Origin of the sequence: Streptomyces sp. 13-12-16, assembly GCF_002114215.1 — a bacterium.
Lineage (GTDB): Bacteria > Actinomycetota > Actinomycetes > Streptomycetales > Streptomycetaceae > Streptomyces.
Window position 1 is genome coordinate 1 of record NZ_NCTE01000379.1, and the last position, 3,224, is coordinate 3,224.

The 3,224-nt window shown below is 73.7% G+C and carries 5 protein-coding genes; 4 read left to right on the top strand and 1 reads right to left on the bottom strand.

The window, feature by feature from the left end:
* The first annotated feature begins 73 nt into the window (after positions 1-73).
* Positions 74-655 (top strand): hypothetical protein, encoded by a 582-nt coding sequence (locus tag B7767_RS15780; protein ID WP_179167163.1) that lies wholly within the window; start codon positions 74-76, stop codon positions 653-655.
* 18 nt (positions 656-673) lie between these two features.
* Here the strand turns inward: B7767_RS15780 and B7767_RS15785 are convergent, their stop codons facing one another.
* Positions 674-1,339 carry a GAF and ANTAR domain-containing protein gene (locus B7767_RS15785; RefSeq protein ID WP_085572746.1) on the bottom strand — a complete coding sequence of 222 codons (666 nt, stop codon included), beginning with the start codon at positions 1,337-1,339 and terminating at the stop codon, positions 674-676.
* A gap of 196 nt (positions 1,340-1,535) precedes the next feature.
* On the opposite strand from B7767_RS15785, the gene B7767_RS15790 reads away from it, so the two are divergent.
* The 3 genes from B7767_RS15790 to B7767_RS15800 form a co-directional block, all read left to right on the top strand.
* Positions 1,536-2,300, top strand: a complete 765-nt coding sequence (locus B7767_RS15790) for a restriction endonuclease (protein WP_373408218.1) — start codon at positions 1,536-1,538, stop codon at positions 2,298-2,300.
* Between the two features lie 35 nt (positions 2,301-2,335).
* A complete protein-coding gene (locus tag B7767_RS15795) occupies positions 2,336-2,602 on the top strand; it encodes a hypothetical protein (RefSeq protein WP_085572747.1) in 267 nt (88 codons plus the stop codon).
* Positions 2,603-2,654: 52 nt separating this feature from the next.
* A partial coding sequence (locus tag B7767_RS15800; protein WP_085572748.1) for an oxygenase MpaB family protein occupies positions 2,655-3,224 on the top strand: 570 nt, incomplete at its 3' end.

Here is a 3,224-nt window from a genome sequence, read left to right on the forward strand (position 1 = left end):
CGGAGCCGCAACCTTCGGGTCATCTCGGTCGTCTCACCCGATACCAGAAGGATGCGAGCCCAGGGGGCCGAAAATGCTTCGAAAGAGAACAATCTGTGCGACTCTCGTGCTCGTGGGCGCCACGCTGACCGCGGCGGCCGTCCCGGCCGTCGCCGTCCAGCCGACGGCGGCCCGGGCCACGGCGTGCCCGACCGGCTGGGGCAGCCTGCCCGAGACCGGCTCCGGCAGCACGGCCACGCCGGTACGGGACGTCAGGACCGGACGGCACGCCTGCTACGACCGGATGGTCGTCGACCTGCCCGGCGCCGCCCGCGACGGCATCGGTTACTCGGTCCGGTACGTCGACCGCCTCCACCAGGACGGATCGGGCCGGCCCGTCCCCGTCTCCGGCGGCGCCGTCCTCGAGGTGCGGGTGGCCGCACCCGCGTACACCCCGGAGACCGGTGAGCCCACCTATCCCGCGCGCGTCGGACGCCCCCTGCCGGGCGTGGACCTCGCCGGGTACCGCACGTTCAGGGACGCGCGGTACGCCGGCAGCTTCGAGGGCGAGACCCGGATCGGGCTCGGTGTGCGGGCGCGGCTGCCGTTCCGGGTGCTGCGGCTCGACGGCCGGCTCGTGATCGACGTCGCCCACGACTGGACCGGCAGCCGCTGAGCGCCTGCCGCCGGGCGGTCACTGCTCCGGGGTGCCCGTCTCGCAGACCCGGCGCGCCACCTCGCGCAGTTTGGTGTTGGTGCGCTGGGACCGGGTGCGCAGGATGTGGAAGGCCTGGTCCTCCGTCACGTGGTGGCGGCCCATCAGGATGCCCATCGCCTCGCCGATCAGATGCCGCGTGGCGATGGCGTCCTGCAGCTGGGCGTCGGTCCGGGCGGTGGAGAAGGCGACCGCCGCGTGGGAGGCCAGCAGCCAGCCGGCCGTCTCGCTGTCCTCGGTGAACATGCCCGGCTTGCGGGAGTACATGTTGAGGGCCCCCAGCTCCTCCTCACGCGTGTACAGCAGGAAACCCATCATGCTGCCCACCCCGAGCTCCCGGCAGTGCGGCACGAAGGACGTCCAGCGTTCGGGGTCCGCGGTGAAGTCGGGGATGCGGAAGACGCGTTCGGCCCGGTCGGGCCGGGCGGCGTCGAAGCAGGGCCCTTCGCGCAGGCGCTCCTGGAGGCGGTCGCTGTCGATCACGAGCTGCTCGGTCGGCGCCAGCGAGCTCACCCGGTCCCCCCGCAGGACGAGGATCCCGGAGGCGTCGCAGCCGTCGACGAGCTCCACCGCTTTGTGTGAGATCTGCTCCAGGGTCGAGTCGAGGGTGTGCTCGGCCAGGAGATCACGCGCCATGGAAGCCATCTGTCGCGCGAAATTCCGCCAGTCCACCGTCAGCCTCCCTGGTTGCCGCAGTCAGCACACACCGCCTCTACCCCGGGCCGATGTGCGGCACGCCGGTGAACGGCCCGATCCCGGGCAGACGGCGTACGTGATCTTCGCGGGTCCGCGTGACCCCGGGCGCACTCCGTGCCGGCCGCCAGAGAGAGGAACCACCACGGTGACCATGACCCAGCGCCGTACGCGTCCGACACACCGCGGGCGGCGCTTCGACCTGCGGGCGACGGCCGTGTTCTTCGGCCTGCTCGCCACGGCCCTGATCGCCGTCGGCTTCGCGGTGCGCGCGCTGGCCCCGGCCGTGCAGCGGCGCCCGGTGTGGGTCGTCGTCCTGCTGTGCGTGGCCGTCGCGACCCTGCTGGCCCACGGACGCAGACGACGGCGGCTGTCCGCGGCGAGGATCGCCCGCCGGGCGGGCGAGGCCCTGGAACAGGCCACGACGACGGCGCTCGACGCCCTGGACACACCGGCACCGGCACCGGCGCCGGCCCGCACGCACGACGACGGCGTCCCGGGCCCGGGGGAGACGTACGACTACGACCTCCTGGACCCCGATGAGTTCGAGGCGGCGATAGCCGGCCTGTGCGTGCGGGACGGCTGCACGCGGGTGGAGGTCGTCGGGGGAGCGGGGGACCTGGGCGCCGACGTGACGGCCCTGACCCCCGACGGCCGCCGCCTCGTCGTCCAGTGCAAGCGCTACGGCGACGACAACAAGGTGGGCTCGCAGGACCTCCAGCGCTTCGGCGGCACCTGCTTCACCGTCCACGGGGCGGACGTCGCCCTCGTCGTCACCACCAGCGACTTCACCGCGCCGGCCGTCGAGTACGCCGAGCAGTGCGGCATCGTGTGCGTGAACCGCGACGCCCTGCTCGCCTGGAGCGGGGGACGGACGCCGAAACCCTGGGCGGCGGGCGCGCACGAGGCGTAGGCCCGGTTGTCAGTGCCGGATGCCATCCTGCCGGTATGGACGAACTGGAGTTCATGCGCGGCAGGGTCTACGGTGCGGACCACGACGATCCGGGCCCGCGCGAGGGGAGGTCGTACGTGGAGCTGGCCGGGGGCCCGCTGGACGGTCTGCTGCTGGACGTCACCGGCCGCAGCGAGACGGAACTGAGACACGGCGTCGGCCTGCCCACCGAGATGGGCCGCTACGGCGCGGGCGGCCGCGCGGTGTACGCGCCCCGCGACCCCGGCGCCCGGGTGTACGACTGGAGGGGCGACGTTCCCTGACCGCCCGGCCGGGTACCCGGGGCGTCAGGGACGCGAGAAGACGGAGCGGGCCATGGGACTGCTGACGGAAGGCGGCTCGGTGCTGCGCGACCGGATCGGTCACGCGATCTTCTCCCGGGTCGCCGGACCGGACGGCCCGGACAACCGCGCGCGCATCCACGGCACGCCCGGCCCGCGCTGGTTCGGCCCCGACCGGCCGGTCAGGAGGGTGCACGGGGACGCGTCGATGTTCATCGGCGGGCTGTCGGCCCTGCTGCTGCAGTCGCTCCACCCGCTGGCCATGGCCGCCGTCGCCGGGCACTCCGGGTTCCGCGGCGACCCCTGGGGACGCCTCCAGCGGACCAGCACCTTCCTCGCCGTCACCACGTACGGCACCGCCGACAGCGCCCAGCGGGCCGTCGACCGGGTGCGGGCGGTCCACGAGACGGTGCGCGGCACCACCGCGGACGGCGAGGAGTACCGGGCGTCCGACCCCCGCCTGCTGTGCTGGGTGCACATCGCCGAGGTCGACATGTTCCTGCGCGCCCACCAGCGCTACGGCGCCCGTCCCCTGGACGAGGAGGGCTGTGACGCGTACGTCGCCGACATGGCGCGGATCGCCACCGCGCTCGGCGTGCCCGAC

What these genes read in the sequence shown, in the direction of transcription:
- B7767_RS15795 (WP_085572747.1), top strand. Translation starts at nt 2,336, where the DNA reads ATGGACGAACTGGAGTTCATGCGCGGCAGGGTCTACGGTGCGGACCAC.
- B7767_RS15785 (WP_085572746.1), bottom strand. Translation starts at nt 1,339, where the DNA reads ATGGCTTCCATGGCGCGTGATCTCCTGGCCGAGCACACCCTCGACTCG.
- B7767_RS15780 (WP_179167163.1), top strand. Translation starts at nt 74, where the DNA reads ATGCTTCGAAAGAGAACAATCTGTGCGACTCTCGTGCTCGTGGGCGCC.